Below are 26033 nucleotides of genomic sequence, written 5' to 3' on the forward strand. Positions count from 1 at the left end.
GCCTGCCCAATGCAATAAGGGACATTGTGACATGAAACTCCGTTATTCGATCGCCGCGAGCCTGATGGCGATCGGCGCCGCGACCGCGCTTGCCGCCCCCGCCCAGGCCCAGCAGATCACGACCGGCATCCAGGGCCAGGTCAGCGACGACAGCGGCGCCGCGATCGGCGGTGCGACCGTCGTCGTCACCGACACCCGCACGGGTGCCGCACGTACGCTGACGACCGGCGCCGACGGCCGCTTCAACACCTCCGGCCTGACGACGGGCGGTCCCTACACGGTGTCGGTCACCGCCGAAGCGTTCGAGGGCCAGACCCTCCAGAACATCTACACCACGCTGCAGGGCAGCACCGACCTTGCCTTCTCGCTCACCTCGGGCGGCGGCGAGATCGTCGTCACCGGCAGCCGCGTCCGCGTCACGCAGCTCGAGGTCGGTCCCGGCACCAGCTTCTCGACCGAGATCCTGACCGCAGCACCGTCCTTCAATCGCGACGTCCGCGACATCATCCGCCTCGACCCGCGCGTCAGCCTCGACCGCGACGACGGCGGCTCGGGCGTCGACCGCATCTCGTGCCTCGGCGGCAACGACCGCGGCAACGCCTTCACCGTCGACGGCATCAGCCAGGGCGACATCTACGGCCTCAACGACACGGGTTTCTCGTCGCGCAGTTCGACCCCCATCCCCTATGACGCGGTGCGCGAAACGCAGGTCCAGTTCGCCCCGTTCGACGTCGATTACGGCGCCTTCACCGGCTGCGCGATCAACGTCGTCACCAAATCGGGCACCAACGATTATCATTTCGGGGGCTTTTTCGAATATGCCGACAACGGCATGCGCGGCGACAAGGTCAAGGGCGAACCCGTCGCGCCGATCGAAGCCGAAAAGCGCTGGGGTGCCTGGCTGAGCGGCCCGATCATCAAGGATCGCCTGTTCTTCTTCGGCGCCTATGAGCATCAGGAAGCGGGTCAGTCGCAGGACGACGGTCCGGCCGGCGCGGGCTATCCCAACGAGCTGGCGGGTGTGCCGGTCGATGCCTTCAACGAAATTTCGGACGTTCTGAGCAGCGTTTACGGTATCGAGACCGGCCCGCTGGTCCGCAGCCGCCCCTATGAGAACGACCGCTATTTCGGCCGCCTCGACTGGCAGGTCAACGACGACCACCGCCTCGAACTGACCTATCAGCGGCTCGAGGAAGCCACGACGCGCGCCGACGATTTCAGCACCACGGCGAGCAACCCCCGCGTCACCGGCCTCAACACCTTCTACCTAAGCGGCACCAAGTCGGACTATTATTCGGCGCGCCTCTATTCGCAGTGGTCGGACGAATTCTCGACCGAATTGCGCTATTCGCATTCGAAGGTCACCGACCGCCAAGACCCGATCGGCGGCGGCGAAGCGCAGTCGGACAACCCGATCCCGCGCATCATCGTCGGCGTCACCCAGGGCGAAGGCGATGACGCAATCTATGGGCAGGTGCTCGCCGGTCCGGGCTTTTCGCGCGCCGCCAACGACCTGCGCACCAAGGTCGATGCCTTCCGCGCCGTCGCCAAGCTCGACAAGGGCGCGCACCAGTTGAAGGTCGGGTTCGAAATGAACCGCGCCGACCTGTTCAACCTGTTCGTCCAGAATGCGACCGGAACGCTGTACTTCCAGGATGTCGACGCGCTGCGCGAAGGGATTTTGAACGGCGGCACGCTCACCAATCCCACCGCCGAGCAGATCGGGCTCGGCGACTCGGTCGGTGCCGAGGGCAATTTCACCGCCACCGGCGACGTCCGCGACGCCGCGGCGGCGTTCAAGCGCACGACCTTCTCGATCTTCGCGCAGGACGACTGGGAAATCAGCGACCGGCTGAACGCCGTCGTCGGCGTCCGCGCCGACTGGTATTCGGGCGGCCAGCCAAGGCTCAACCCCCTGTTCCTCCAGCGCTATGACTTCCCGAACACGACCGGATTCAGCAACCTCGACCCGATCGTCATGCCGCGCTTCGCGCTGACCTATGACATGGACGATTTCGCGGTGTTCGGCCGGCCGAAGCTGACCGCCGGCGTCGGCATCTTCTCGGGCGGCGACCCGCTCGTCTGGTTCGGCAACGCCTTCCAGAACGACGGCCGCGGCTTCGCCACCGGCACGACGACCGATGCCGCCTGCGGCACCGACCCGATCGACGTCGTCACGGGCGGCCAGTTCACCGGCGTCCCCGGCTGCTTCCAGGAGTCGGCCTCGGCCAACGCCGCGGCCGGCCGCGGTGATACGCAGTCGATCAGCCCGAATATCCGGATGCCGTCGGTGCTGCGCGCCAATATCGGCTTCACGTCGGAGCTGAACTTCGCACCGTCGGGCTTCTTCAGCGGCTGGAACCTGAACCTCGACTATATCTACAGCAAATATCGCAATCCGTTCACGCTGGTCGATCTGTCGCAGACGGTGAACCCGGCGCTCGGCATCGACGGCTACACCGTCGACGGTCGCCCGATCTATCGCGCGATCGATGCCAACAACGCGGGCTGTACCGCCCAGCTGGTCGGGCTCAACCCCGCTCCGGTCTGGGAAAATGTCAACGCCGTCTGCTTCGACACCGGCCGCGACGACGAACTGCAGCTGACCAACGGCCCGGGTTTCCGCAGCCACATCGCGTCGGTGATCCTGTCGAAGACCTTCGGCGGCGGGCTGTTCACCGAAAACGGCTCGGTCGATTTCAGTCTCGGCTACAGCTACACCGACGCGCAGGATCGCCGGAGCATGTACAACTCGACGGCCGGGTCGAACTATGACCTCGTCGCCGCGTTCGACCGCCAGAACCCCGCGGCATCGCGCGGCTTCTATAGCAGCAAGCACAATATCTCGGCGAACCTCTCGTTCCGCGAGGAGTTTTTCCCGGATCTGTCGACGCGCTTCGGCATGACCTTCGTCGCGCGGTCGGGCCGCCCGTACAGCCTGACCTTCACCGGCGGCGGGGTGTTCAACGACAGCGCCTCGGGCTTCGAAAACGCGCTGCTGTATCTGCCCACGGGCATCGACGATCCGAATATCTCGGCCGCGTCGAACATGGATGCGGTGCGCGAACTGGTCGCCTTCACCAGCGGCCTCGGCTGCGCCAAGAAATATCTCGGCCGCACGATCCCGCGCAACAGCTGCTCGAACGACTGGTATTTCGATCTCGACCTCAGCTTCTCGCAGGAGCTCCCGGGGCCTGGCCGCCTGTTCGGCAAGCAGGACAAGATCAAGCTCTATGCCACGATGGACAATTTCCTGAACTTCCTCGACAGCGACTGGAACGTCCAGAAGCGCCGCAACTTCGCGGGGCTGCAGGACATCGCGACCGGGGGCGTCGATACGGCGACGGGTCAGTATATCATCAGCGGCTTCAACGGCGTCGATGCCTTTAACGACGATAACCAGATCAACGTGTCGTCGTCGGTGTGGCGCCTGAAGATCGGCGTGTCGTACGAATTCTGATCACCGCCGCTCGCGGCGCAGCATCGGGCGCGGAAGGAAACTTCCGCGCCCTTTTTGTCTGCCAAAACGGGCGATCAGCCCGCCGTGAGGCGGCGCGCGGTATCCTGAACGAGCGCAATCATATTGGGGACGCCCTGCGTGCGGTTCGACGAGAGCTGGCGCGTCAGGTCGAAGGGGGCGAGCGCGGCGGCGACATCCATCGCGGCGACCTCGGCCGCCGGCCGGTCCTGCACCGCCGCCAGCACCAGCGCGACGATACCCTTGGTGATCGCGGCATTGCTGTCGGCGAGGAAATGAAGGCGGCCGTCGTCCTGCGGCACCGGATAGACCCAGACGCTCGCCGAACAACCGCGCACCAGCGTCGCGTCGGTCTTGAGCGCGTCGGGCATCGCCTCGAGGGTGCGCCCGAGTTCGATCAGCAGGCGATAGCGGTCGTCGCCGTCGAGAAAGTCATATTCGTCGAAAATGTCGGAGAGGCTGCGCATCGCAGCGCCAGTGGCAGATTTGTCGCCGCGGCGAAAGTCCCGCGTCGCCCCAGCAAGGGAAGGGGGCGACGCGGATCGGTGCGGGGCGGACCGTTACAGGTCGACGCCGGCCGCGATGGCTTCGAGCTTGCGCAGCCGTTCCTTAAGGTCGGCGATCTCGATCCGCGACCCGGCATGCGGGACGGCGGGGTCCTGCGGCATGCTGTGACCGGCGGCGAGTTCGTCGCGCTTCAGCGCGATCCAGTCACGCCAGCCGCGCAGCGCGACGAGGCTGATGATGGTGAGCGCAGCCAGCGCGACGGTCGCGACCAGCAGGTTGGCACCGAGTTCGGAAGCGATGATGGTGGCCATGGGTCGGCTCCTTCTTCGTCACGGGATCAGGGGTGTGAACGGTCGCGCAGCCGCTCGATCTCTTCGTCGAGCGTCGCGGCGCGGTTATGGTCGGTGGCGATGCGTTCGAGCACCTGGATCCGCTCCTTCAGGGCGCGGATTTCGGCCTGCAACGCCTTGGTTTCGGCATCCTGATTCTGATTGCCGACGAAATATTCCCCGCCGCGGTGGTCGCGGCGCACGCCGTATTTCGCGCGAATGATGCTGCCGATCGTCACGATGAGGACGATGCCGATCACCATTTCAAAGGGGTTCATGGGAGGATCCTTTCCTTCTTATCGTTGTTGTCTGTCGTTTCAGTTCAGCGGCGCGTCGCGCAGCTTTTCGATCTCTTCGGCGACATCGACGCCGCGATCGGTGGCGATGCGTTCGAGCACCCGGACGCGCGCCTCCAGCCGTTCGGTCGCCGCGGCATATTGGGCCGCCTTTTCGGCGGTCGCCGCGGCCTGCACCTCGATCATCTTCTGCTGATGCTTCGACCAGAAGATGAAGCCGGCGAGCAGGAAGGGCGCAAGCGGTACGAGAATCCAGATGGTGTCACCCATGGTCTATCTCCCGATCAATTCGCGGGGCGCCGCAGCGCCTCGATCTCGCTGGCGACGCGGTGGCTTTCGTCGGTGACGATCCGTTCGACCACCGCGAGCCGGTCCTTCACCGAACCGAGTTCGGCGCGAAGCTGGGCATTTTCCTGGCTGATGAGCTTGACCCGCTCCATCGCCTCGTCGCTGGTCTTCGGATAGACGGCCTTGCCCCAGCTGTTTTCGAGCGGATAGCCGTTCTTGACGCGGAGCCAGGTGGTGAAGACCCATCCCGCCACCCCGGCCAGGCCGACGATCGCGGCGACGGGGGCAAGGACATTGAGGGCATCGAGGTTCATGATATTTCCCTTTTAGCGCAGACGGTCGATCTGGTCCGCGAGCTGCGCGGCCTGACCGTGATTTTCGGTTGCGATGCGTTCGAGCACCGAAATCCGCTCTTCGAGCCGGCCGATCTGGCTGGCGAGCTTGGCATTGTCGTCGGTCAAGAGCTTGATTTTTCGATCAGCGTCGGGGTCGGTTCGATGAACCGTGCCACCCCATTCATTCTCGACCGGATAGCCATGCTTGGCGCGGATCCAGGTGGTGAACATCCAGCCGCCGATCGACAATGCGATGATGGCGAGGACAAACCCGGTACCACCGAAATTCATCTGTCTTCTCCCTGTTGCCGCTGCCCGTCCCTGCCCGATCGGCGCCCGGATTAACGGAGCGCGTCGATCTCGTCGGCGAGGCGGCGGTTGTGGCTGGTGTAATAGAGTTCGATGTCGGCAAGCCGGCGATCGATGTCGCGGAAGCGCGAGCGGATGTCGCGGGTCGAGGCGCTGGGGTTCGAGCGAACCCCCTGCCAGAATTTCGCTTCCTCGTTCGAGCCATAGAGCGCGAAGGGCTTCGGCGTTCCCATCCAGGCGACCATCCAATAGGCGATCAGCGTCCAGGGAAAGCCGCCCATCAGCGTCAGCAGCACCGCGCCGACGCGGACCCAGAGCACGTCGATCCCGCTATAGTCCGCGATCCCGGCGCACACGCCGCTCCATTTGGCGTTCTGCTTGTCGAGATAGAATTTGGTGCGGCTGGCAGACATTTCAGTTCCTCCTGCTCATATTCTCAAGCTGCGCCAGATCCTCATCGCTGCGCACCGCGGGGCGGAAATCGGGATGGTCGGCGCTTATAATGCGTTCCACGGTATGAAGACGATTCTCGAGCCTCCGAGCCGTATCGTAAAGTTCGTCGAGGAGCTGTTCGTCTTCTCCGGTCAGCGTCTTGGCCTGTTTCCACTTGGTGATGTAGTGGAGGATCAGCCAGGGCAGACCGAGGAAGAGCGTGCCGATGACGATCGGGACGATGATGATTTCTTCCATCGGTCCGGCTCCTTAATTCTTGCCCTGCGCGGCCTTCAGCGCAGCGAGCTCGTCGGCAACCTTGTCCGCCGCCTGCAGTTCGGCGATCTCTTCGTCGAGCGACTTCTTGTAGCCGAGACCGAGCGCATCGGCGCGGCCTTCGGCTTCGTCGACGCGGCGTTCGAGAATCTCGAAGCGCGAGAAGGCGTCTTCGACGCGGTCGCCGTTGGTCATCTCGCGCAGCTTGTAGCGGTTTTCGGCGCTTTCGAGGCGGTTGACGACGCTCGACTGGCGGGCGCGGGCTTCGCTGAGCTTCTTCTGCAGCTTGGCGATGTCGGCTTCATAGCCTTTGAGCGCGTCGTCGAGGACGGCGATTTCGGCCTTCAGCTTCTCGGCCATGTCGCCGGCCTTCTGCTTTTCGACGAGCGCGGCGGTGGCGAGGTCTTCGCGGTCCTTCGACAGCGCGAGTTCGGCCTTTTCCTTCCAGCTGTCCTGCAGGCTTTCGAGCTTGGCGATGTGGCGGCGCATTTCCTTCTGGTCCGCGATCGTGCGGGCGGCGGAAGCGCGGACTTCGACGAGCGTTTCGTTCATCTCGAAGATGATCTGGCGGATCATCTTTTCGGGATCTTCGGCCCGGTCGAGCAGGTCGGTGACGTTGGCGGCAATGATGTCGCGGGTGCGTGAAAAAATACCCATCGGGAAACTCCTGTCGAAAATCTTGAGACCTTGTTGGTTGTCTGCGTAAAAAATGCCGGTGCCGGAGCGGGGCAAGGGGGGAGAGTGCCCCGGCACCGGTGCCGGTCAGGCCGTGAGGCTGACCGCCGGGGTTGTTGCAGCGGCGACCTGCGGCTGATCGATCACCCCGACGAGGATGGCCAGCGCTCCGACCGCGCTGAACGCGAAAGTGGCGGCATGGGCAAACATCATCTTCATGGTTCGATCTTCCTTGGCTCTTGCTGCACCGGTGCATGTTGCGCCGGTTCGTCATATTCTATGCAGAGGCCGTGCCAATTGGCGCGAACCGCAGAAAATAGCCGAACTTCACACTGAATTGCCCATTTTGGCGAATTTCCCTTGCCAATCAGCGGGAAATTTTGCCAATCATTGGGAATGGAGCGCGAAACGCAGTTCATCGGCCAATCGGCCGCCTTCCAGGACGCGGTCGAGCGCGCCAGCCAGGCCGCGACCCTCGACCGCCCGGTGCTGGTGATCGGCGAGCGCGGGACGGGCAAGGAACTGATCGCCGAACGTCTGCACCGGCTGTCGGCGCGATGGGATCGCCCCTATGTGATCATGAACTGCGCCGCGATGCCCGAGACGCTGATCGAATCCGAACTGTTCGGGCACGAAGCTGGCGCCTTCACCGGCGCGACGCGGACGCGCGCCGGGCGCTTCGAGGAGGCCGATGGCGGTACTTTGTTCCTCGACGAGCTGGCGACGATGTCGATGGGGGCGCAAGAGCGGCTGCTGCGCGCGGTCGAATATGGCGAGGTGACCCGCGTCGGCTCGTCGCGCCCGATCCGCGTCGACGTACGAATCGTCGCGGCGACCAATGAGCATCTGCCGGCGCTGGTCGACGAGAATCGCTTTCGCGCCGACCTGCTCGACCGGCTGTCGTTCGAGGTGATCACCCTGCCCCCCTTGCGCGCGCGCGAAGGCGATATCGAGGTGCTCGCCACTTACTTCGGCCAGCGCATGGCGGCGGTGGTCGGCTGGGAGGAATGGCCGGGCTTCGGCCCGCGCGCGCTCGCGCAGATGGAAGGGCACGACTGGCCCGGCAATGTCCGCGAACTGAGGAACGTCATCGAGCGCGCCATCTATCGCTGGCACGAGCCCGAAAAGCCTGTCGATGCGCTGAGCTTCGATCCCTTTGCCAGCCCGTGGCAGCCGGTGCATCGCGCGGCGGCGAAGGCTGCGGCCGCGCCGTCTTCGCCCGCCGAATCGCCCGCCCCTGCCGCGTCGCCGCCGTCGGGCCCGGTCAGCGATTTGCGCGGGGCGGTCGATGCCTATGAAAAGCAGATCCTGTCGGACACGATGGCGCGGTGCCGTTTCAACCAGAAGGTCGCGGCCGAAGCCTTGGGGCTCAGCTATGACCAGATTCGCCATGCGCTGAAGAAGCACGGCTTGAATCAGTAAATGCCGTCGCCCCCGCGCAGGCGGGGGCCGCTATCGGCCTCACGTGCCATGTCCCGTAAAACGCCAACGGCCCCCGCCTGCGCGGGGGCGACGTACACCTTGGCGGCCCGGCAATTACTGCCCGGGCAATGCCGCGCTCAGCGCCTGCAAGATCGCATCCTGCGCCGACTCCATTTCGGCGATGCGGTCGCGCAGCGCGTAAATGTCGGGCAAGCCGTCGACCGCTTCGTCGACGGTGCGTTCGATATAGAGCCGGTCGATGTCGGCAAGCGCTCCCGACAGCGGCGCTCGCGCCGCGGTGAGGCGCGAGATCGCCTGTTGCGCGACGACCCAGCGCTCGCTGGCGACCGGCGCACCGGCGGCGGCCGCGACGAGCGCCGCGGTCGCGTCGCGTTCGGCGGCAAAGGCCTGTTGTCCGCTGGCCGCATCGGCTTCCCAGCGCGCGAGGCGCCCGGCGAGATCGGATGGCAGCGGCCCCGGCGGCGGAATCACGATAGCCGGCGGGGCAACGTCGAACCGCCCCTCGATCGGCCGCTTGGCGAGCGACGGCGCCTGCGTCTGCTGCGCCGCGGCGCAGGCCGCGAGCGACAGCGATGCCGGCATTGCAAAAATCAGCAAAAGAAGGGCGCGCTTCATAATCGCTCCTGATATGGGCGGGCGGTCCGGGCAGCAAGGGCGAATCGCCGCGCAGCCACCGTGATCGCACCGGCCGCCGCAAAACCGCAAAAAGCGCGGAAATATGCGGTTGACAGCGGCGCACTGGGACGTTAGTGGCGCTGACTTTCCCGCATGCCGGAAAAATCGCCTGCTTCGGCGGGTGACTGGCAGCGCGGGTGTTTTAGTTTCTGATTGGATGGAAGACCATGTTCGCAATCGTGCGCACGGGCGGCAAGCAGTATCGCGTCGCCGCTGGAGACAAGATCGCCGTTGAAAAGATCGACGGCGAAGCTGGCGACACCGTGTCGCTGGGCGACGTCCTGCTGGCCGGTGACGGCGGCGAAGTGAAGGACGCCAAAGGTCTGACGGTTTCCGCCGAGATCATTGCCCAGACGCGCGGCGAAAAGGTCATCGTCTTCAAGAAGCGCCGCCGGCACAACTACCGCCGCCGCAACGGTCACCGCCAGTCGCTGACGCTGCTGCGCATCCTTGCCGTCGGCGAAGCCAAGAAGGCCGCACCGAAGAAGGAAGCCGCCCCGAAGGAAGAGGCCAAGGCCGCTCCCGCCGCGGACGCTCCGAAGACGGAAGCCGCGCCCAAGAAGGCCGCCGCCCCCAAGGCCGAAGCCGCTGAAAAGGCGCCCGCCGAAAAGAAGCCCGCCGCCAAGAAAGCGGCCCCCAAGAAGGAAGCCTGAGCGCGGCAACGCAGCTCGGCCCCAAGCGAAACAAGGAGTTTAGGTCATGGCACATAAGAAAGCAGGCGGTTCTTCGCGCAACGGTCGCGACTCAGCCGGCCGTCGCCTTGGCGTGAAGAAGTTCGGCGGTCAGGAAGTGATCGGCGGCAACATTATCGTGCGCCAGCGCGGCACCAAGGTGTACCCGGGCGTCAACGTCGGCATCGGCAAGGATCACACGCTGTTCGCCACCGCCGACGGCCGCGTCCGATTCCACGACGGCAAGCTCGGCCGCAAATATGTATCGGTCGACATGATGGCCGAAGCCGCCGAATAAGGACGATCGCTGACGGGTCGTCCATCCAAGGGATGACCCGGAGCTGTCCTTTCCGCCCAGCGGAAACAAGGTTCGAAAAGAGGGAGACGGGTCACCCCGTGCTCCCTTTTTTCTTGTCCCGGCTCTGCCGCGCCGGATTTCAGACCTGAAAACAGGGCGTTCCATCTCCCTCTCTATCGATTGTCGTCAAAGCGTCACCATCTGGCGCCAAGGCGACAGGCACTGGGAGTTTGAAAAGATGTTCGCGCGTACCGAAAGACTGTTGCTGCGGCCCGGCTGGCTGGAAGACGCCCCCGCGCTCGCAAAGGCGATCGGCGAGGAAGCGGTGGTCCGCAATCTCGCGACCGCGCCCTGGCCTTATGACGAAACGCAGGCCCGGGAATTCCTCGGCCAGCCGATCGATCCCGACCAGCCGCGGTTCCTGATCTTCGCCCGCACCGGCGGCGCCCCGCGCCTTGTCGGCGGCTGCGGCATTTCGCCGAGCGCTGAGGACGGCCTCGAAATGGGTTACTGGATCGCACGGCCCTATTGGGGGCTCGGCTTCGCGACCGAGGCCGGCCGCCAGCTCGTCCGCATCGCGCGGGCGATGAACCTGCCGAAGCTGTCGGCGGGGCATTTCGTCGACAATCCGGCCTCCGGCGCCGTGCTGCGCAAGCTTGGCTTCCGGCCGACCGGCAAGGTCGCGCAGCGCTACAGCCTGGCGCGCGGCGGCAATGCGGCATGCGCGCTGTTCGAGGAAGGCGATGGTGACGGCAGCAATGCCGTCACCCCCATGCGCGGCCGCGTCACCATCGAGGAAGATTTCCGCGAGGATATCCGGTTGATGGCGGCCTGATTATCCCCTCCCGCCAGCGGGAGGGGAGCGGCTCAACCGCGCATCTTGTTCACCATGCCCATGATGTCGTCGAGCGGGTTGCCGTCGCCATCCATGTCGAGCATTTTGCCCAGACCGCCGAGACTCCCGCCGAGGCCGCCTGCCGACGGCGCCGCGCCGCCACCGACCGCGCCGCCGAGCACATTGCCGATCAGGTCGCCGAGGCCGCCGCCGCCACCCGACTGGCCGCCCTGCTTGGCCATATAGCCCGCGACCATCATCGCGAGAATCGGCAGCATCTGCTTGAGCAGCCCCGAATCGAGCCCGGTCTGCGCCGCCGCCTGCCCGGCGACGGTGCGGCTGACGTCCTTCGACCCGAAAATCTGCCCGAGCACGTCATTGCCTTGGTCGACCGGGGTCGGCTGCGACCCCAGCACCGAGTCGAGCAGGCCGCCGCCGCCGAGCTGGCCGAGCAGGCCGCCGAGCCCCTCGATGCCGGCCGATTGCGCCTGTTTCTTGAAGCCGCCGAGGATCGCGGGGAGCAAAGCCTCGGCGCCTTGCCGCGCCATCGCGGGCGGCACGCCGAGTTCGCTGGCCATCGATTCGATGCCGCCGGCCTGCTGCAATATGTCGGTGAGGTTCATGATCGGGTCTCCCACTTTGGCACGGATCGAACCGGGCCGATGCGGGTTAGTATAGCAGCGCGCGGGCGGACGGCGAGCCGTTCATTTGGCTGTCATTTCCAGAGGCATAGTCCTAGCCTGCGGCCATACGACTCGCCCCGCCCGGGGCGGGCCGCATCATCCAGTGGGAGCAAATCGATGAGCATTTTCGGCAAGATCAAGGACGCGATTTTCGGCAAGAAGGCGCAGGCTGCCGAGCCCGCCGCCCCCGCGACGCCGGCGGCCGGTTCGGTCGGCGCGGCGCTCGACGCGGCAACGAGCGCGATGGCTTCGGCAGCGGCGGCGCCCGCCCCGATCAGCGAAGTCGATGTCGAAGCGATCCTGTCGGCGGAGGCCGCCAATGCCGGCCAGCCGCTCAACTGGCGTACTTCGATCGTCGATCTGATGAAGCTGCTCGGCATCGACCCGAGCCTCGACAACCGCAAGGCGCTCGCGCAGGAACTCGGTTATACGGGCGAACTCAACGGCAGCGCCGAGATGAACATCTGGCTGCACAAGGCGGTGATGCGCGAACTCGCGGCCAACGGCGGCCGGGTGCCCGCCGACCTCACCGACTGATCAACGGCCCATAATTTTCGACAGGGGTCGGGCAAGCCTTGCGCTTCCCGGCCCCTTTTCGTTGACCGGCGCGCGAGCGTGCCTAGACAGGTTTCAGAAGAAACAAAGTCGCAAGGGAGCGCCAGGTGTACGACAGACTTTCCACCCCGATCAGCCGCCGCCACACGCTTGCCGGCCTTGGCGCGGGCGCCGCGGGACTGGTCATGACTGGCCCGGCCGCGGCGCTGGAGACCGCCGCGCCGAAAAACGACGCCCAAAAGCTGCTCGATTCGGTGGCTGACAATCTGCTCGCCCATTCGCCCGAGGGAGCAACCTCGCTCGGCATCGACACCGGCGACCGCGCCGCGATGCGCGGGCAGCTCGGCGACCGGTCGCCCGCGGGGCAGCAGGCGCTCGCCGCGACGCTGAAGGCCGACCTCGCGCGCGTCCGCGCTATCGACACCGGCGGGCTCGACCATGCGACGCGGACCAGCCTTGCGGTCGTCGAAAGCGCCTATGGCGTCGCGCTCGACGGCTTTGCCCAGCCCTATGGCGACGTCGCGGTCGGCGGCTGGCGCAACACGCCTTATGTCGTGATCCAGAATGTCGGTGCCTATCTCGACGTGCCGAAGTTCCTCGACAGCGACCATCCGGTGAAGAGCGCCGCCGACGCCGAAGCCTATCTCGCGCGCCTCAACGCTTTTCCGGGCGTCCTCGACGGCGAGACCGAACGGCTGAAGGCCGCGGGCGGACAGGGGCTGGTCGCCCCCGCTTTCCTGATCGACAAAGCCGTGAAGCAGATGGAAGCGAGCCTCGCCGACGCGAAGGCGGGCGGGTCGATGGTCGAAAGCCTCGTTCGCCGCGCCGGCGAAGCGAAGATCGCCGGCGACTGGAACGCCCGGTCGGCAAAGATCGTCGAGGGCCCGGTCGCCGCGGCGCTCGAACGCCAGCTCGCCGAACTGAAGGCGCAGCGGCCGAAGGCGGTGATGGACGCCGGCATGTGGGCACGTCCGGGCGGCGACGAATTCTATGCCTGGGCGCTACGCGCCTCGACGACGACGCGGATGACCCCCGACGAGGTCCACGCGATGGGCCGCGCCGAACTCGCCGAGCTCCACGGGCGGATGGATCCGATCCTGAAGAAGATCGGCTATAGTGAGGGATCGGTCGGCGACCGGATGAACGCGCTCGCCAAGGACCCCAAATATAAATTCCCCGACAATGACGCGGGCCGCGCCGAGATCGTCGCCTATATCCAGACCTGGCTCGGCAAGATCCGCGCCGAACTGCCGCGCGCTTTCCGCACGCTGGGCAAGGGCAATGTCGAAGTGAAGCGGCTGCCGCTCGCCGAAGAGCCCGGCGCGCCCGCCGCCTATGGCGGCGCGGGATCGATCGACGGCAGCATTCCGGGGCGCTTCTGGATCAACCTGCGCACCACCGAACTGCACAGCAAATATTCGCTTCCCGACCTCACGATGCACGAGGCGATCCCCGGCCATGCCTGGCAGGGCGAATATGCGAACAAGATGCCGCTCATCCGCACGATGCTGGCGTTCAACGCCTATTCGGAAGGCTGGGGGCTCTATGCCGAACAGCTTGCCGACGAACTGGGCCTCTACGACGATTTCGAGGTTGGTCGCCTCGGTTATCTGCAGTCGCTGGCCTTCCGCGCCTGTCGCCTCGTCGTCGACACCGGCATCCACGCCAAGCGCTGGACGCGCGAGCAGGGTGTCGAATTCTTCGTCAGGGAGAATGGCTCGAACCCGCTCGAGGTCGCGAGCGAGGTCGATCGTTACTGCAGCTGGGTCGGACAGGCGTGCGGATACAAGGTCGGGCACAGCGAGATCGTCCGCCAGCGCGGCCGCGCGCAGACGGCGCTGGGCGCGAAATACGACCTGCGCGATTTCGACAATGTCGTCGTCGACGGCGGCAATGTGCCGCTCGACGTGCTCGCCAAAAATGTCGACGAATATATCGCGAAAGGCGGGGTGAAGGCGTGATCCGGCCGATTGCGGCCGCGCTGGCGGCGCTGCTGTCGGGCAATGCCGCCCAGGCGGCCGAAGCAGCGCCGCGCGTCGCGATCGTGACGTCGGATGTCGACCGCTTCTATACGCTCTATGACGATCCGGCGCTGGCCGCCGACCCCGACCGGCTGGCAGCGCGCTATCTCGCCGACCCTTCGCCGGGGTTGGTCGAGTTCATGGCGCTGCGCCGGATCACGCCCGAAAAGCTGGCCGCGGCGCTGCGCGACAAGCCGCAGGTCTTCAAGGACGCACGCGGATGTGCGGCGAAACTCGGCAAGGTCCGGACGCGGCTGATCGCTGCGACCGACCGGCTGGCGGAGCTCTACCCGGCGGCGAAATTCCCGCCGATCACCATCGCGATCGGGCGCGGCACAACCGCCGGGACCGCGAACGCCAAGGGGCTCTACATCGGGCTCGAAACGCTGTGCATGGCGAAGTTCATCGAGGCCGACGACGAGGACCGCTTCGTCCACATCATCGCGCACGAATATGTCCACGCCCAGCAGCCGCTCGCGCAGGTCGAAAGCGAGGACGACACTGTGCTCCACGCCGCGCTGGTCGAGGGAGCGGCCGAGTTCGTCGCCGAACAGATGACCGGATCGGTCGCCTATCCGCTGCTCCACCAATGGGCGGCGGGACGCGAGGCAGAACTCGAACCCGCCTTCCTCGCCGACAAGGATGCGAAGGCGATCGGATCGCGTTGGCTCTACAACCAGCAGGGCAGCGACGGCTGGCCGGGCGACCTTGGCTATTGGGCGGGCTATCGCGTCGCCAAAAGCTATTATGATCGGACCCCCGACAAGAAGGCGGCGATCAAGGCGATCATCGAAATGCGCGATCCCGCCGCTTTCCTTGCCGCGAGCGGGTGGCAACCCGCAGTTGCGCGCTAGGCTGGCAGCGGCGCGAGATCGGGTTCGACGAAGCCGCGCCGCGCCGCGACCGAAAAGAGCAGGTCGCGGCTGTAGAAACGCAAGGGCCAGTCGCGGCGACCGACGTCGGAGAGCAGCATCGCATTCACGCGCGCCGCCAATCCGGTCTCCGTCGTTTCGGCAAGAAACAGCCGCACCCCCGCGACATAGGCGCGGGTGATGCTGTCGTGATAGCCTTGGCGGTCGTCGTTCACGCCGCCGACGCTCTCGTTATAGCGGCCGATTACGCCCGCGATCTCGGCATCGACATCGATGTCGGGGCGTTCGCTGACGAGCCAGAGGCAGGCGCCGAGATGCGCTTCGTGCGTCCACGCCGCGCGCGGCAGGGTGCGCGCGAGCAGGCCAGTGCCGATCGCGCGGATGTCTTCGTCGCGCTCGAACAGGCGCGGGCTGCAATCGGTGGTCATTGGTCCGGTCCTTCCGGGTGAATGAGCACCCGGAAGCGATCCGGGTCAATCAGGCTGCGACGGCCGCCTGCGGGGCTGCCTGGCGGACGCCTTCGTCGACATGCTCGGCAAATTGCTCGAAATTGTCGATGAACTGGCCGACGAGCGTTTGCGCCGTGCGGTCATAGGCCGCCTTGTCGGCCCAGGCCTCGCGCGGATCGAGCAGCGCCGAATCGACGCCGGGCACCGCGACGGGAACCATGAAGCCGAAGTTCGGGTCCTTGCGGAATTCGGCATCATTGAGGCTGCCGTCGAGCGCCGCGTTGAGCAGCGCGCGGGTCGCCTTGATCGGCATGCGCTTGATGCCGTCCATCGTCGCCATGCCGCCGGTCCAGCCGGTGTTGACCAGCCAGCACTGGACGCCGCCCCTGGCAATGCGTTCCTTCAGCAGGTTACCATAGACCGACGGGTGGCGCGGCATGAAGGGTGCGCCGAAGCAGGTCGAGAAGGTCGCCTCGGGTTCGGTGACGCCGATTTCGGTGCCGGCGACGCGCGCGGTGTAGCCCGAGAGGAAGTGATACATCGCCTGGTCGGGGGTCAGCTTCGCGATCGGGGGCAGCACGCCATAGGCATCGGCGGTGAGCATGATGATGTTCTGCGGCACCGGACCCATATTCTGTTCCGAGGTGTTCGGAATGAAATCGATCGGGTAGCTGCCGCGGCTGTTCTCGGCGAGGGTCGCGTCGTCGAAGTCGAGTTCGCGCGTCTCGGCGTCCATCACGACATTTTCGAGCACCGTGCCGAAGCGCTTGGTCGTCGCGAAAATCTCGGGCTCGGCTTCCGGGGAAAGCCGGATCATCTTGGCGTAGCAGCCACCCTCGAAGTTGAAGACCGCGGTGTCCGACCAGCCATGCTCGTCGTCGCCGATCAGCGTGCGCGAGGCGTCGGCCGACAAGGTCGTCTTGCCGGTGCCGCTGAGGCCGAAGAAGACCGCCGTGTCGCCCTTGGCGCCGATATTCGCCGAGCAGTGCATCGGCATCACGCCCTTCACGGGGAGCAGATAGTTGAGGATGCCGAACACCGACTTCTTCATCTCGCCGGCGTACTGTGTGCCGCCGATCAGGATCAGTTTCTCGGTGAAGTTGACCGCGATCACCGTTTCGGTGCGCGAGCCATGCTTCGCCGGGTCAGCGCGGAAGCTCGGCAGGTCGATGATCGTATATTCGGCCGCGAACGCCGCGAGCTCCGCGTCGGTCGGACGGCAGAGCAAGGTGCGGATGAACTGGCTGTGCCAGGCAAATTCGGTGATGACCTGCACCCCGACGCGGTGCTCGGGCTGCGAGCCGCCGAAGAGCTGCTGGCGATAGAGGCGCGGGCGCTCGGCGAGGTGCGCGAAGAAATCGGCCTTCAAGGCCGCGAAATGATCGGGGGTCATCGGGACGTTGGTCTTGCCCCACCAGATGGTGTCGCGCGTCTCGTCGTCCTGGACGATGAACTTGTCCTTGGCGCTGCGGCCGGTGTGCTTGCCGGTCGCGACGACGAGCGGGCCGTCCTTGGCGAGTCGGCCTTCGCCGTTGCGGATCGCGTCTTCGACGAGCTGGGCCGTGCCCCAGTTTTCGGCGACATCCGCCTGCGTCTCGACGGCCTGATCGCCGATCACCACCTTGGTCATTTGTTTCGCCTTTCCTCTGTCCCGCGCGCACCTTTGCATAGGTATGCAGCCGATGCCAAGCCGCAGGGTCTGGGCCCGCATCGCAATGGGTGCCGACGTGACGCCGATTCCGTAAATCCCGGCCGCGTTAGCGATGATGGGGGTCGAGGTCAAAAGATTTAGGGGTACATCGGGATCGCCCGTTGGCCTCATCCGCCCACTCCCCCTGCCCGGTTGTCGCTGGGCGGCGGATGGGCTAATTGCTGCGGTCCGCCCAATGGAAAGAGCATGACGGCAACCATCGCGCTGGTCGACGACGACCGCAACATCCTGCAATCCCTGTCGATCGCGCTGCAAGCCGAAGGCTTTGTCACGCGCGTCTATTCGGACGGCGAGGCGGCGCTGAAGCCGCTGATCGACAATCCGCCCGACCTGGCCGTCTTCGACGTCAAGATGCCGCGGATGGACGGACTCGAACTGCTGCGCCGGCTCCGCGAGAAGAGCCAGCTTCCCGTCATCTTCCTGACCAGCAAGGATGACGAGATCGACGAGGCGCTGGGGCTGGCGATGGGGGCCGACGACTATATCGCCAAACCCTTTTCGCAGCGGCTGGTCATCGCGCGCATCCGGGCGATCCTGCGCCGCGTCGAACTCAATCGCGCACCGCCGAGCGAGGACGACGAGCCCGTCGCCGAGCCGATCACCCGCGGGCGGCTGCAGATGGACCCGGCGCGCCACAAGGTGCTGTGGGACGGTAAGGATGTAACGCTGACGGTCACCGAATTCCTGATCCTCGAAACGCTCGCCTCGCGTCCCGGGATCGTGCGCAGCCGCAACCAGTTGATGGACGCCGCCTATCAGGACGACGTCTATATCGACGACCGCACCATCGACAGCCACATCAAGCGGCTGCGCCGCAAGTTCCGCGAGGTCGACCCCGATTTCGACGCCATCGCGACGCTTTACGGGGCGGGATACCGCTTTTCCGATGACAGCTAAAGTATCCGCCGTCGAGCAGGAGGAAGCGCCGCTTGTCTGGTCGGCGCGCTGGTCGCTGACCGCGCGCATCCTTGCGGTCAACATCCTTGCCGTCGCGCTGCTCGCAGGCGGTTTCTATTATCTCGACACCTATCGCTCGCGGCTCGTCGACACGCGGATCGGGGTGATGGAAGAAAAGCTCGAAATGCTCGACGCAGCGCTCGAGGCGGCGCGCCCCGACCAGCGCGAGCGGCTGATCGGCGAATTCACCCGCGCCACCGAATCGCGGCTGCGCTTTTATGCCCCCGACGGGCGGCTCATCGCCGACAGTTTCCGCACCGCGCCGCCGACCTACACGCTGCGCGACCCCGACCTCCAGCCGTGGAAGCGCGATGCGGCGCGCGCGATGGACCGCGGCATCGACTGGATCGTCGGCGCGCCCTCCTATCCCGAATTCGAGGAACCGAAGATCGACCGCGCGTCGGCATGGCCCGAAGTCATCGAAACCCAGCATAGCGGGCTGGCAACGAGCCGTTTCCGCTATGCACCCGAACGCACGCCTTTGTTGAGCTCGGCGCGGATCGTCGACCTCGAAACGCCGCAGACGATGCTGATGACGCTGAACGCACGCGACATCACGCGGACGGTGCGCGCCGAACGCTTCCGCCTCGCGGTCGTCGTCGCCGTAGTATTGCTCACATCGGTGCTGCTGTCGCTGTTCCTTGCCCGCACGATCGTCCGTCCCCTGCGCAAGCTCGCACGCGCCGCAGTGCGCGTCCGGCTCGGCCGCGCGCGTGAAGTCGTCGTGCCCCGGCTGCCGAGCCGCCGCGACGAGATCGGCACGCTGGCGCGTGCGCTTTCGGACATGACGCAAGCCTTGCGCGAACGCATCGACGCGGGCGAGCATTTCGCCGCCGACGTGACGCACGAACTCAAGAACCCGATCGCCTCGGTGCGCTCGGCGATCGAGGGGCTGGGGCGGGTCCGGACCGACGAGCAGCGCGCGCAACTGCTGGCGATCGCCGACGAGGATGTGCGGCGGCTCGACCGGCTGGTGAACGACATCAGCGAGGCGAGCCGCGTCGACGCCCAACTGTCGCGCACCCTGTTCGAGCCCGTCGATGTCGGCATCATGATCGAATCGATGCTCGCCGGGCGCGCCGCGCGCGCCGGCGGGGACGCGCCGCGCATCGCCTTTGCCCGCCCGCGCAAGGACACCGCGACGGTGATGGGCGACGGCCACCGGCTCGAACGCGCGATCGACAATCTGATCGACAATGCGATCAGCTTTTCGCCGCCCGGCGGGCTGGTCTGCATCGCCGCGACCCGGCTGGGCGACGAGGTCCATGTCCGCGTCGACGACGATGGCCCGGGGATCGAACCCGCGCAGCGCGAGGCGATCTTTCGCCGCTTCCACAGCGAACGCCCCGACGGCGAGGCGTTCGGCCGCCACAGCGGCCTCGGCCTTGCGATCGCACGCACGATCATCGAAGGCCATGGCGGTACGGTAGCGGCGCGCGACCGCGACGACGGCAAGCAGGGCGCCAGCCTGCTGATCACCCTGCCCGCGCGCGAGGGCAATGCCGAAACGGGATAGGCGCAGGCGCCATCCGCCTTGCGGCCACGGGCGCACCCCGGTAAGCCAGCGCCATGCTTTCCGGCCGGACCAGCCCCCCGATATCGAATATTCATGCGAGCTGCGTCGCGGCGGGCGAGCGCGGCGTCCTGCTGCTCGGCGCGTCGGGTCAGGGCAAGTCCGATCTGGCGCTGCGCCTGATCGACCGCGGGGCGCGGCTGGTCGCCGACGACCGCTGCGACATCTGGTTCGAACGGGGCCGGCTATGGTGCCAGCCGCCCGAAAATCTGGCCGGCAAGCTGGAGGTCCGCGGCGTCGGCATCGTCGAACAGCCGTGGACCGGCCCGGTGCCCCTGGCGCTCGCAGTGCGGCTGGTCGAGCGCTACGAGCGCATGCCGCCGGCGGGGCAAGTCGAAATCGTCGCGGGGCACGCCCTGCCCTCGCTGCTCCTGTCGGCGTTCGAAACATCGGCCCCGATCAAGATCCTGCTCGCGCTCGACGCGTTGGTGGCGGGATGAGCCGGACCGCCGAACCGCGGTTGCTGCTTGTCACCGGCCTGTCGGGGGCGGGCAAGTCGACCGTGCTAAAGGTGCTCGAGGACCTTGGCTGGGAGGTCGTCGACAATCTGCCGCTGTCGCTGCTCGAAGCCCTGATCGCCGCCCCCGCGAAAGGTAGCAATGCGAGCCGCCCGCTCGCGGTCGGCATCGACAGCCGCAGCCGGGGGTTCAAGCCGAACCGGCTGGTCAAGCAGATCAAGTCGCTGCGCGAGGCCGGCGGGCGCGACGTCCAGACATTGTTCATCGACTGTGCCGGCGCCGAGCTGGAGCGGCGTTTTTCCGAAACCCGCCGCCGCCATCCGCTCGCCGAGGACCGGCCGGCGGCCGACGGCATCGCGCGCGAGCGCGAAATGATGGAATCACTGCGCCGCTGGGCCGAGCATGTCATCGACACGACCAATTACAGCAGCAACGATTTGCAGCAGGAGGTGCGCCAGCGCTTCGGCGATACCGGTCAGGACGAACCGGTGCTCAATATCATGAGCTTCGGCTTCGCGCGCGGGTTGCCGCGCAATGCCGACCTGGTGTTCGACATGCGGTACCTTCGCAATCCGCATTGGGATGCCAAGCTGCGTCCGGGGACCGGGCTCGATGCCGACGTATCGGCCTATATCGCTGCCGATCCGGCCTATGAAACGACGGTTGCGCAGATCGAGGCGCTGCTCATCGCGCTGCTGCCGCGCTATCGCGCCGAGGGCAAATCCTATGTCACTGTCGCCTTCGGATGCACCGGCGGGCGCCACCGCTCGGTGCATGTCGCCGAACGTGTGGCCAAAAGGCTGCGCGAGGCGGGCCATGCGCTGACGGTGATCCACCGCAATCTTGACTCCGCCCCGCAAGATGGGCTTGAGGGCAGGCCCCCGTCAGCGCCTTCCGCGCCCGGCGGCGGAAAAGCATGAGGGTCTCGCACTAAATGCCCACCGATAAAGCCTTGCCGCTGCTGGGAATGGTCCTTGTGACCCACGGCCGACTCGCCGAGGAAATGGTCACCGCGATGGAACATGTCGTCGGCCCGCAACGCGCGATCGCGACGGTGTGCATCGGCCCCAACGACAATATGGAAATGCGGCGCAAGGAAATCGCCGACGCGATCCGCACCGTCGACGAGGGCCGCGGCGTGATCATGCTGACCGACCTGTTCGGGGGCACGCCCTCGAACCTTGCGATCAGCCTGCTCGAAAGCGGGCGGACCGAGGTGATCGCCGGGGTCAACCTGCCAATGCTGATCCGGCTGGAAAGCGCGCGCAAAACGATGGAATTGCGCGCCGCGGTGATCGCGGCAAAGGAAGCGGGCCAGAAATATATATCGGTCGCATCCGAAATGCTGGGGGTGGGATGATGGCGGAAGTCTCCGAGACGGTCGAAATCACCAACCAGCGCGGCCTGCACGCGCGCGCGAGCGCCAAGTTCGTGACCTTCGTCAGCCGCCTGCCCGAAAGCGTGTCGGTCGAGGTCGAAAAGGGCGGATCGCGCGTCAACGGCACCTCGATCATGGGGCTGATGATGCTCGGCGCCGCGAAGGGCGATTCGATCACCATCCATACGAAGGGCGACGGCGCCGACGCCGCGCTGCTCAAGCTCGTCGGGCTGGTCAAGGACAGCTTCGGCGAGGATTGACGGGATGACCAGCGCCGGCCGCCGGTCCCGCATCGAAAGCCTGTCGAACCCGCTGGTCAAGCGGATGCGGTTGCTGCGCGAGAAACGCCATCGCCGCGCCGAGGGCCTGTTCCTTGCCGAAGGGCTGCGCATCGCGACCGAAGCGCGCGAAGCCGGGGTGCTGCCGCAATGGCTGTTTCTGGCCGACGACGGCGCCGCGCATCCGCTTGCCAGGGCGCTCGTCGACGCAACGCTCGCGGCGGGCGGCGAGGTGATCGACACCACGCCTGCGATCCTCTCCAAACTGTCGGGCAAGGACAATGCCCAGACGATCGTCGGCATCTATGCCGAGCCGCAGACGGTGCTCGCCGACCTCGACCGCGACGCCGCGCCGATCTGGCTGGTCGCCGAGCGGCTGCGCGATCCCGGCAATCTCGGCACGATGCTGCGCACCGGCGACGCGGTCGGCGCCGGCGGGCTCATCCTGCTCGGCGAGAGCACCGATCCCTATTCGGTCGAAGCGGTGCGCGCGAGCATGGGGGCGATCTTCACCCAGCGCCTCGTGCAGGCGGAATGGGACGAATTCCTCGGCTGGTTGCGCGCCGGGCGCGGCGAACTGGTCGCGACCTGGCTCGGCGACGACACGAAGGATTATCAGGCGGTGCGTTATGCCGCGCCGACCTTCATCCTGATCGGCAATGAATCGCAGGGGATGCCGGCAGACTATGCCGCCGCCGCCGACGTGCGGGTGAAAATGCCGATGATGGGCAAGGCCGACAGCCTGAATGCCGCGGTGGCGGCGGCGGTGATGGCCTATGAGGTGCTGAACCAGCAGCGGAACCGATAGCGCGCCGCGCCGTTCATCCAGCGATCAGTCCTCCCGGCTTAGGAGACGTCATATGACAAGGATCGCCCTGCCCGCTCTCGTTTCGCTCTTCGCGCTGTCGGCGTGCGTCCCTGCCGCCGAACCGCCGCAATCGCCCGGCGACGGCGCGGGCTCCTATATGGCGCTCGGCACCGAGCCCGGCTGGACGCTCGAGATCACGCCCGGCCTGCTCAATTACGACGGCGATTATGGCGACACCAAGATCGTGGTTGCCAATCCCGGCGCACGGCCGAGCTTCAATGGCGAGCGCTATGTCACCCCGCGGCTAAGCGTCGATATCACCCACGGCGAATGCAGCGACGGAATGAGCGACCGCCGCTATCGCGACACGGTGACGGTGACCGCCGACGGCCAGACGGTGAAGGGCTGCGGCGGCGGCATATTGCCCCCGGCCGAGCTTGCCGGAACGAGCTGGACCTTCGTATCGATCGGCGGCGTCGAGGTGGCGCCCGACCGACCGACCTCGCTGCAGTTCGAGGGCGAGCGGCTGAGCGGCAGCGCGGGCTGCAACCGCTTTTCGGGAAGCTACAGCCACGCCGACCTGACGCTGACCGCGGGGCCGCTGATGGCGACCGAAATGGCGTGCCCCGGCGCGGGCATGGCGCAGGAAAACGCCTTCTTCGCGCTGATGCGCGGGCCGGTGAGCACGAGCTTTCCGACCAACGGGACGCTGATCCTGACCGGGGCCGACGGCAAGACGGCGGTGCTGAAGCGGGCGATCTAGTCGTTCGCGCCGTTGGCGCCCGACAATTTGGCCAGCGGCCGCGCCGCCTGTTCGGCGACGGGCAGCGCCGGAATTTCGCGGTCGCCCGTCTCGACATCGAGCGCCTCGAAGCGTTTCGCCTGCGTCAGCACCTGCGATTCGAAGCTGCCGACGAAGGCGTTATACGCCCCCGTCGCCTGATCGAGATTCTTGCCGACGCGCGCGATGTGCGATCCCATCACCGACATGCGCGCGTAGAGTTCCTTGCCCAACGCCGCGATCTCGCGCGCCTGCCCGGCGAGCTTTTCCTGACGCCACACCGCGGCGACGGTGCGCGCGATCGCGATGAGGTTGGTCGGGGTCGCGAGCAGCACCTTGCGTTCGAAGGCATAATCCCAGAGCTCATGATCCTGATCGAGTGCGGCGGCGAGGAAATGCTCGCCGGGGACGAACATCACGACGAAATCAGGGGTGTCGTCGAACTGGTTCCAGTATGATTTGGCGCCGAGCGTGTTCACATGCGCCTTCATCGCCGCGGCGTGCGCGGCGAGATGCACCGCCTTTTCGCCCTCGTCGACCGCGCCGAAGGCGTCCTGATAGGCGTTGAGCGACACCTTGGCGTCGATAACGAGGCTTTGTCCGCCCGGCACCTTGACGACGACGTCGGGGCGGAGCCGCCCGCCGTCACCGCCGTCGACGCTGACCTCGGTCTGGAAATCGGCATGCTCGGAAAGCCCGCAGCTTTCGAGGACGTTCCTCAGTTGCTGTTCGCCCCAGCGTCCGCGCGCTTTTGGGGCGTTGCGCAGCGCGTTGACGAGCTTCGCCGCTTCGCTCGACACGCGTTCGGTCCCCTCGCGCATCGCCGCGATCTGCCCGTGCAGCAGGCCGAAAGCGTCGCGCCGCTCAGCCTCGACCTTCGCCACCGCCGCTTCATATTTTTCGAGCCGGTCGTGGACCGGATGGAGCAGCGCCTTCAGATTCTGCCCGGCGGTCGCCTCGCTCTCCTTGAAGCGTGCTTCGGCGCGTTCGAGAAACGCCTTTTGCGCCCCGTCGAGCATCGCCTGCCCGACTTCGCGAAACTGCGCCGTCAGCGCCGCCTGCGCGTCCTTGAGCTGGGCGATCTGCGCATCATGCGCCGCGTCGCGCGCCCGTTGTTCGGCGAGCAGCGCCGCAAGCTGGCGATCCGCCGCCTGCCGTGCCTCGCTTTCGCTGGCAAGATCGGCGACTGCCGCCTTGAAACGTTCCGAGAAGCCGTCGCGCTCAGCCTTCAGCCCGCCCGCCTGCCGCCCGGCGAACAGCCAGCCGATCAGGGTGCCGATAGCGAGGGCGATAAAGGCGATAGCGAGTGACAGTCCATCCATGGCAGGAACATAGATCGAACACCGCCCCTGTGGCTAGTCGCTAATTACACCTGCGGGGCGAACGGCAGGATCGCGCGATACGCCTCTACCCCCGGTGCGCCGCCGATCGTGACGCCCTGGGTGAGCAGCCAGTAATGGCGCACGATCTCCGCCTGTTGTTCGAGGCCGTAGCGATGCAGCGGCCAGCCGGGTTTGAGGCTGTAATTATAGGTCGCGAAGGGGTGGCGCATCAGGACGAGGTACCAGCGTCCGCGGGTCTGCGCCTGCCACACGTGCGTCATTTCGTGGATGAACAGCCCCTTGGCGCGCATGGCGCCGTCGGCGGGGCAGGAAAAATCGTCGCAATAGCTGTCGCCGCGCGGGTGGAAATGGAGATGCCCCATCGGCGCCATGACGATGCGGCGCGGCTGGAAGAAAATCCATTTGCGATGCCGCACCCGCACCTCGGCATAGCGGATCGCATCGCCGAAGACGCTGCGCGCCAGCGCGACCTCCCCCTCGGTCAGCGGGCGCCCGTCGCGCTCCATCATTTCACCCCGGTCATTGCGAGCGAAGCGAAGCAATCTCCAGCCATCGAGCCTGAATGACGGCTGCACGCTGGAGATTGCTTCGTCGCTTCGCTCCTCGCAATGACGGCGTGGGGAAGGGTCACAGGCTTACTTCTTGGCCGCGTCCGGGGCCGCCTTTTCAGCCGAAGGTCCCGCCGGCGGGCTGTGATCCATCGCGCCATGGTCCATCGCGCCGTCGCCGCCCATCGCGGTCGACGCCTGCTTGATCGGCAGGTCGAAGAGGATGCGTTCATTATTGTTGTTGGTGAAGACGAACTGCATCGGCAGCTTGCCCGCGCGCACCGCGGCGCCGTTGATGTTCCAGATCATCAGATGCTTGCCGCCCTGCTTGAACACCAGTTCGCCCTTTGCCGGCACGTCGGCGCGGGTCAGCGGCTTCATCGTCACCATGCCGTTTTCGCGCACGCTTTCATGCATTTCGACGCGCTGCGCGAGATCGGCGGTCACCGCAACGAGCTGCGCGTCGCGCGGACCGCCGGTGACGCGGAAATAGCCGACCGCGGGCCGGTCGGGGGTGGCGCCCATCTCGATATAGCCGCTCACCACATTGAGCTGCGGCCCGGCGCCGAGATTTTCCTTGCACGCGGTCAGCGACAGCGCGGCGGCGGCAACGGCGGCCAGAGTGAGCGAGCGGCGGGCGAAAGACTTCATGATGGCTGGGACTCCCGAAATGCGTCAATTTTCCTGTTCCAGATAAGCCGTCAAAGCCCTTGTGCCAAGGATTAGCGCACCTATATCGCCCCCATTGAAAACCATGGACGGCGTGCCTTT

General features: G+C 66.2%; 33 protein-coding genes. 16 read left to right on the forward strand and 17 right to left on the reverse strand.

Annotation, left to right across the window (positions count from 1 at the left end):
• Nucleotides 1-31 precede the first annotated feature (31 nt).
• A complete protein-coding gene (locus LH19_RS18530) occupies nt 32-3460 on the forward strand; it encodes a TonB-dependent receptor (RefSeq protein ID WP_054731192.1) in 3429 nt (1142 codons plus the stop codon).
• Nucleotides 3461-3534: 74 nt separating this feature from the next.
• On the opposite strand, the gene LH19_RS18535 is transcribed toward LH19_RS18530, so the two are convergent.
• From LH19_RS18535 to LH19_RS29665, 10 genes are all read right to left on the reverse strand, one after another.
• On the reverse strand, nt 3535-3945 hold the full coding sequence (locus LH19_RS18535) for a SufE family protein (protein ID WP_054731194.1): 411 nt from the start codon (nt 3943-3945) through the stop codon (nt 3535-3537).
• A 93-nt stretch (nt 3946-4038) separates the two neighbouring features.
• Complete coding sequence (locus tag LH19_RS18540; protein WP_054589041.1) at nt 4039-4296, reverse strand: hypothetical protein; 258 nt, start codon at nt 4294-4296, stop codon at nt 4039-4041.
• Between the two features lie 26 nt (nt 4297-4322).
• Nucleotides 4323-4592: a hypothetical protein gene (locus tag LH19_RS18545; protein WP_054589042.1), complete on the reverse strand. Its 270-nt coding sequence runs from the start codon at nt 4590-4592 to the stop codon at nt 4323-4325.
• A 39-nt stretch (nt 4593-4631) separates the two neighbouring features.
• Entirely contained in the window at nt 4632-4880 is a 249-nt protein-coding gene (locus LH19_RS18550) for a hypothetical protein (RefSeq protein ID WP_054589043.1), read from the reverse strand.
• A 14-nt stretch (nt 4881-4894) separates the two neighbouring features.
• A complete protein-coding gene (locus tag LH19_RS18555; protein ID WP_054731196.1) occupies nt 4895-5212 on the reverse strand; it encodes a hypothetical protein in 318 nt (105 codons plus the stop codon).
• Between the two features lie 12 nt (nt 5213-5224).
• Complete coding sequence (locus tag LH19_RS18560; protein WP_054589045.1) at nt 5225-5524, reverse strand: hypothetical protein; 300 nt, start codon at nt 5522-5524, stop codon at nt 5225-5227.
• A 50-nt stretch (nt 5525-5574) separates the two neighbouring features.
• Nucleotides 5575-5955 carry an envelope stress response membrane protein PspC gene (gene pspC / locus LH19_RS18565; protein ID WP_054731198.1) on the reverse strand — a complete coding sequence of 127 codons (381 nt, stop codon included), beginning with the start codon at nt 5953-5955 and terminating at the stop codon, nt 5575-5577.
• 1 nt (nt 5956) lies between these two features.
• Nucleotides 5957-6232: an envelope stress response membrane protein PspB gene (gene pspB / locus LH19_RS18570; protein ID WP_054589047.1), complete on the reverse strand. Its 276-nt coding sequence runs from the start codon at nt 6230-6232 to the stop codon at nt 5957-5959.
• Between the two features lie 12 nt (nt 6233-6244).
• A complete protein-coding gene (pspA, locus tag LH19_RS18575; protein WP_054731200.1) occupies nt 6245-6907 on the reverse strand; it encodes a phage shock protein PspA in 663 nt (220 codons plus the stop codon).
• Between the two features lie 105 nt (nt 6908-7012).
• Nucleotides 7013-7144 carry a hypothetical protein gene (locus LH19_RS29665; protein WP_257720436.1) on the reverse strand — a complete coding sequence of 44 codons (132 nt, stop codon included), beginning with the start codon at nt 7142-7144 and terminating at the stop codon, nt 7013-7015.
• Between the two features lie 177 nt (nt 7145-7321).
• Between LH19_RS29665 and pspF the strand changes: the two genes are divergently transcribed.
• Complete coding sequence (gene pspF / locus LH19_RS18580; RefSeq protein WP_054731202.1) at nt 7322-8347, forward strand: phage shock protein operon transcriptional activator; 1026 nt, start codon at nt 7322-7324, stop codon at nt 8345-8347.
• Between the two features lie 114 nt (nt 8348-8461).
• Here pspF and LH19_RS18585 read toward each other — a convergent pair whose 3' ends face one another.
• The gene (locus tag LH19_RS18585) at nt 8462-8983 is read right to left on the reverse strand and encodes a hypothetical protein (RefSeq protein ID WP_054731204.1); all 522 of its coding nucleotides are present in this window, start codon (nt 8981-8983) and stop codon (nt 8462-8464) included.
• Nucleotides 8984-9210: 227 nt separating this feature from the next.
• Here LH19_RS18585 and rplU point away from each other — a divergent pair, with 227 nt between their 5' ends.
• From rplU to LH19_RS18600, 3 genes are all read left to right on the forward strand, one after another.
• On the forward strand, nt 9211-9696 hold the full coding sequence (rplU, locus tag LH19_RS18590; RefSeq protein ID WP_054731206.1) for a 50S ribosomal protein L21: 486 nt from the start codon (nt 9211-9213) through the stop codon (nt 9694-9696).
• A gap of 46 nt (nt 9697-9742) precedes the next feature.
• The gene (gene rpmA / locus LH19_RS18595) at nt 9743-10012 is read left to right on the forward strand and encodes a 50S ribosomal protein L27 (protein WP_054589052.1); all 270 of its coding nucleotides are present in this window, start codon (nt 9743-9745) and stop codon (nt 10010-10012) included.
• Nucleotides 10013-10250: 238 nt separating this feature from the next.
• On the forward strand, nt 10251-10847 hold the full coding sequence (locus LH19_RS18600; RefSeq protein ID WP_054731208.1) for a GNAT family N-acetyltransferase: 597 nt from the start codon (nt 10251-10253) through the stop codon (nt 10845-10847).
• Nucleotides 10848-10879: 32 nt separating this feature from the next.
• On the opposite strand, the gene LH19_RS18605 is transcribed toward LH19_RS18600, so the two are convergent.
• Nucleotides 10880-11470: a DUF937 domain-containing protein gene (locus LH19_RS18605; protein WP_054731210.1), complete on the reverse strand. Its 591-nt coding sequence runs from the start codon at nt 11468-11470 to the stop codon at nt 10880-10882.
• Nucleotides 11471-11647: 177 nt separating this feature from the next.
• On the opposite strand from LH19_RS18605, the gene LH19_RS18610 reads away from it, so the two are divergent.
• The 3 genes from LH19_RS18610 to LH19_RS18620 all read left to right on the forward strand — a co-directional run bounded on the left by LH19_RS18610 (nt 11648) and on the right by LH19_RS18620 (nt 14960).
• A complete protein-coding gene (locus tag LH19_RS18610) occupies nt 11648-12067 on the forward strand; it encodes a DUF3597 domain-containing protein (protein WP_054731212.1) in 420 nt (139 codons plus the stop codon).
• A 203-nt stretch (nt 12068-12270) separates the two neighbouring features.
• Nucleotides 12271-14046 (forward strand): DUF885 domain-containing protein, encoded by a 1776-nt coding sequence (locus LH19_RS18615; RefSeq protein WP_407696743.1) that lies wholly within the window; start codon nt 12271-12273, stop codon nt 14044-14046.
• Nucleotides 14043-14960, forward strand: a complete 918-nt coding sequence (locus LH19_RS18620) for a DUF2268 domain-containing putative Zn-dependent protease (RefSeq protein ID WP_082395895.1) — start codon at nt 14043-14045, stop codon at nt 14958-14960. Before LH19_RS18615 ends, LH19_RS18620 begins: the two co-directional genes overlap by 4 nt.
• Here the strand turns inward: LH19_RS18620 and LH19_RS18625 are convergent.
• Both LH19_RS18625 and LH19_RS18630 read right to left on the reverse strand, forming a co-directional pair.
• The gene (locus LH19_RS18625) at nt 14957-15406 is read right to left on the reverse strand and encodes a hypothetical protein (RefSeq protein ID WP_054731214.1); all 450 of its coding nucleotides are present in this window, start codon (nt 15404-15406) and stop codon (nt 14957-14959) included. The two genes, LH19_RS18620 and LH19_RS18625, sit on opposite strands and share 4 nt — an antisense overlap.
• 49 nt (nt 15407-15455) lie before the next feature.
• Entirely contained in the window at nt 15456-17057 is a 1602-nt protein-coding gene (locus LH19_RS18630) for a phosphoenolpyruvate carboxykinase (RefSeq protein ID WP_054731216.1), read from the reverse strand.
• A gap of 267 nt (nt 17058-17324) precedes the next feature.
• Here LH19_RS18630 and LH19_RS18635 point away from each other — a divergent pair, with 267 nt between their 5' ends.
• The 8 genes from LH19_RS18635 to LH19_RS18670 are packed head-to-tail and all read left to right on the forward strand — an operon-like array spanning nt 17325 to nt 23353.
• Nucleotides 17325-18035: a response regulator transcription factor gene (locus tag LH19_RS18635; RefSeq protein ID WP_054589059.1), complete on the forward strand. Its 711-nt coding sequence runs from the start codon at nt 17325-17327 to the stop codon at nt 18033-18035.
• A complete protein-coding gene (locus LH19_RS18640) occupies nt 18025-19611 on the forward strand; it encodes a sensor histidine kinase (RefSeq protein WP_054731217.1) in 1587 nt (528 codons plus the stop codon). Before LH19_RS18635 ends, LH19_RS18640 begins: the two co-directional genes overlap by 11 nt.
• A gap of 53 nt (nt 19612-19664) precedes the next feature.
• A complete protein-coding gene (locus tag LH19_RS18645; RefSeq protein ID WP_054731219.1) occupies nt 19665-20108 on the forward strand; it encodes an HPr kinase/phosphorylase in 444 nt (147 codons plus the stop codon).
• Nucleotides 20105-21046, forward strand: coding sequence for an RNase adapter RapZ (gene rapZ / locus LH19_RS18650; protein ID WP_054731221.1), 942 nt, complete (start codon nt 20105-20107; stop codon nt 21044-21046). Before LH19_RS18645 ends, rapZ begins: the two co-directional genes overlap by 4 nt.
• Nucleotides 21047-21084: 38 nt before the next feature.
• A complete protein-coding gene (locus LH19_RS18655; RefSeq protein WP_054590355.1) occupies nt 21085-21486 on the forward strand; it encodes a PTS sugar transporter subunit IIA in 402 nt (133 codons plus the stop codon).
• A complete protein-coding gene (locus LH19_RS18660) occupies nt 21486-21764 on the forward strand; it encodes an HPr family phosphocarrier protein (protein WP_054731222.1) in 279 nt (92 codons plus the stop codon). The genes LH19_RS18655 and LH19_RS18660 overlap by 1 nt, the downstream gene beginning before the upstream one ends.
• A 4-nt stretch (nt 21765-21768) precedes the next feature.
• The gene (locus tag LH19_RS18665) at nt 21769-22590 is read left to right on the forward strand and encodes a TrmH family RNA methyltransferase (protein ID WP_054731224.1); all 822 of its coding nucleotides are present in this window, start codon (nt 21769-21771) and stop codon (nt 22588-22590) included.
• Between the two features lie 52 nt (nt 22591-22642).
• Nucleotides 22643-23353, forward strand: coding sequence for an META domain-containing protein (locus tag LH19_RS18670; RefSeq protein ID WP_054731226.1), 711 nt, complete (start codon nt 22643-22645; stop codon nt 23351-23353).
• On the opposite strand, the gene LH19_RS18675 is transcribed toward LH19_RS18670, so the two are convergent.
• The 3 genes from LH19_RS18675 to LH19_RS18685 form a co-directional block, all read right to left on the reverse strand.
• Complete coding sequence (locus LH19_RS18675) at nt 23350-24693, reverse strand: DNA recombination protein RmuC (protein WP_054731227.1); 1344 nt, start codon at nt 24691-24693, stop codon at nt 23350-23352. The genes LH19_RS18670 and LH19_RS18675 overlap by 4 nt on opposite strands.
• Before the next feature lie 44 nt (nt 24694-24737).
• Complete coding sequence (locus tag LH19_RS18680) at nt 24738-25220, reverse strand: hypothetical protein (protein WP_054731230.1); 483 nt, start codon at nt 25218-25220, stop codon at nt 24738-24740.
• A gap of 129 nt (nt 25221-25349) precedes the next feature.
• Nucleotides 25350-25913: a copper chaperone PCu(A)C gene (locus LH19_RS18685; protein ID WP_054731231.1), complete on the reverse strand. Its 564-nt coding sequence runs from the start codon at nt 25911-25913 to the stop codon at nt 25350-25352.
• Between the last annotated feature and the right edge of the window lie 120 nt (nt 25914-26033).

Source organism: Sphingopyxis macrogoltabida (genome assembly GCF_001314325.1).
GTDB lineage: Bacteria > Pseudomonadota > Alphaproteobacteria > Sphingomonadales > Sphingomonadaceae > Sphingopyxis > Sphingopyxis macrogoltabida.

Excerpts from the sequence above, each read along its gene's own strand:
- LH19_RS18645 (WP_054731219.1), top strand. The coding sequence starts at position 19,665 with ATGCTTTCCGGCCGGACCAGCCCCCCGATATCGAATATTCATGCGAGC.
- pspC (WP_054731198.1), bottom strand. The coding sequence starts at position 5,955 with ATGTCTGCCAGCCGCACCAAATTCTATCTCGACAAGCAGAACGCCAAA.
- rplU (WP_054731206.1), top strand. The coding sequence starts at position 9,211 with ATGTTCGCAATCGTGCGCACGGGCGGCAAGCAGTATCGCGTCGCCGCT.
- LH19_RS18615 (WP_407696743.1), top strand. The coding sequence starts at position 12,271 with ATGACTGGCCCGGCCGCGGCGCTGGAGACCGCCGCGCCGAAAAACGAC.
- LH19_RS18625 (WP_054731214.1), bottom strand. The coding sequence starts at position 15,406 with ATGACCACCGATTGCAGCCCGCGCCTGTTCGAGCGCGACGAAGACATC.
- LH19_RS18545 (WP_054589042.1), bottom strand. The coding sequence starts at position 4,592 with ATGAACCCCTTTGAAATGGTGATCGGCATCGTCCTCATCGTGACGATC.
- rpmA (WP_054589052.1), top strand. The coding sequence starts at position 9,743 with ATGGCACATAAGAAAGCAGGCGGTTCTTCGCGCAACGGTCGCGACTCA.
- LH19_RS18585 (WP_054731204.1), bottom strand. The coding sequence starts at position 8,983 with ATGAAGCGCGCCCTTCTTTTGCTGATTTTTGCAATGCCGGCATCGCTG.
- LH19_RS18630 (WP_054731216.1), bottom strand. The coding sequence starts at position 17,057 with ATGACCAAGGTGGTGATCGGCGATCAGGCCGTCGAGACGCAGGCGGAT.
- LH19_RS18540 (WP_054589041.1), bottom strand. The coding sequence starts at position 4,296 with ATGGCCACCATCATCGCTTCCGAACTCGGTGCCAACCTGCTGGTCGCG.
- LH19_RS29665 (WP_257720436.1), bottom strand. The coding sequence starts at position 7,144 with ATGAAGATGATGTTTGCCCATGCCGCCACTTTCGCGTTCAGCGCGGTC.
- LH19_RS18605 (WP_054731210.1), bottom strand. The coding sequence starts at position 11,470 with ATGAACCTCACCGACATATTGCAGCAGGCCGGCGGCATCGAATCGATG.
- LH19_RS18660 (WP_054731222.1), top strand. The coding sequence starts at position 21,486 with ATGGCGGAAGTCTCCGAGACGGTCGAAATCACCAACCAGCGCGGCCTG.
- LH19_RS18610 (WP_054731212.1), top strand. The coding sequence starts at position 11,648 with ATGAGCATTTTCGGCAAGATCAAGGACGCGATTTTCGGCAAGAAGGCG.
- rapZ (WP_054731221.1), top strand. The coding sequence starts at position 20,105 with ATGAGCCGGACCGCCGAACCGCGGTTGCTGCTTGTCACCGGCCTGTCG.
- LH19_RS18665 (WP_054731224.1), top strand. The coding sequence starts at position 21,769 with ATGACCAGCGCCGGCCGCCGGTCCCGCATCGAAAGCCTGTCGAACCCG.
- LH19_RS18685 (WP_054731231.1), bottom strand. The coding sequence starts at position 25,913 with ATGAAGTCTTTCGCCCGCCGCTCGCTCACTCTGGCCGCCGTTGCCGCC.
- LH19_RS18550 (WP_054589043.1), bottom strand. The coding sequence starts at position 4,880 with ATGGGTGACACCATCTGGATTCTCGTACCGCTTGCGCCCTTCCTGCTC.
- pspF (WP_054731202.1), top strand. The coding sequence starts at position 7,322 with ATGGAGCGCGAAACGCAGTTCATCGGCCAATCGGCCGCCTTCCAGGAC.
- LH19_RS18530 (WP_054731192.1), top strand. The coding sequence starts at position 32 with ATGAAACTCCGTTATTCGATCGCCGCGAGCCTGATGGCGATCGGCGCC.
- LH19_RS18675 (WP_054731227.1), bottom strand. The coding sequence starts at position 24,693 with ATGGATGGACTGTCACTCGCTATCGCCTTTATCGCCCTCGCTATCGGC.
- LH19_RS18600 (WP_054731208.1), top strand. The coding sequence starts at position 10,251 with ATGTTCGCGCGTACCGAAAGACTGTTGCTGCGGCCCGGCTGGCTGGAA.
- pspA (WP_054731200.1), bottom strand. The coding sequence starts at position 6,907 with ATGGGTATTTTTTCACGCACCCGCGACATCATTGCCGCCAACGTCACC.
- LH19_RS18680 (WP_054731230.1), bottom strand. The coding sequence starts at position 25,220 with ATGGAGCGCGACGGGCGCCCGCTGACCGAGGGGGAGGTCGCGCTGGCG.
- LH19_RS18670 (WP_054731226.1), top strand. The coding sequence starts at position 22,643 with ATGACAAGGATCGCCCTGCCCGCTCTCGTTTCGCTCTTCGCGCTGTCG.
- LH19_RS18635 (WP_054589059.1), top strand. The coding sequence starts at position 17,325 with ATGACGGCAACCATCGCGCTGGTCGACGACGACCGCAACATCCTGCAA.
- LH19_RS18560 (WP_054589045.1), bottom strand. The coding sequence starts at position 5,524 with ATGAATTTCGGTGGTACCGGGTTTGTCCTCGCCATCATCGCATTGTCG.
- LH19_RS18535 (WP_054731194.1), bottom strand. The coding sequence starts at position 3,945 with ATGCGCAGCCTCTCCGACATTTTCGACGAATATGACTTTCTCGACGGC.
- LH19_RS18555 (WP_054731196.1), bottom strand. The coding sequence starts at position 5,212 with ATGAACCTCGATGCCCTCAATGTCCTTGCCCCCGTCGCCGCGATCGTC.
- pspB (WP_054589047.1), bottom strand. The coding sequence starts at position 6,232 with ATGGAAGAAATCATCATCGTCCCGATCGTCATCGGCACGCTCTTCCTC.
- LH19_RS18640 (WP_054731217.1), top strand. The coding sequence starts at position 18,025 with ATGACAGCTAAAGTATCCGCCGTCGAGCAGGAGGAAGCGCCGCTTGTC.